Source organism: Bacillus sp. SIMBA_008 (genome assembly GCF_046535495.1).
Classification (GTDB): Bacteria; Bacillota; Bacilli; order Bacillales; family Bacillaceae; genus Bacillus; species Bacillus subtilis.
In genome coordinates, this window is the sequence record NZ_JAWRWL010001349.1 from 1 (window position 1) to 232 (window position 232).

Annotated in this window: 1 protein-coding gene; it reads right to left on the reverse strand. The window is 67.7% G+C overall.

Translation table 11 applies throughout. The features are described from left to right. Positions 1–182: hypothetical protein (locus SB658_RS27840; RefSeq protein WP_410603824.1), on the reverse strand; the 182-nt coding region annotated here is incomplete at its 3' end. Between the last annotated feature and the right edge of the window lie 50 nt (positions 183–232).

Genomic DNA, 232 nt, shown 5'->3' on the forward strand with positions numbered 1-232 from the left:
GGCGCGGGCGTCATCCTGGTGAACAGGTCCAGGTTGATGCCGGCCAGGCCCTTGGCGGCCAGCGTCCACAGGATCCAGGCCAGGAAGAACAGGCCGAACAGCGCGGTCGCGCACGAAAGGCCCAGCGCGAAGACATTGACGACCCGGCGGCGCAGGTACAGGCGGTCGGAGACGGAGGACATCAGTTGCCTTCCTTGCGCGACAGGCGCAGCAGCATGAAGCGGGCGATCGC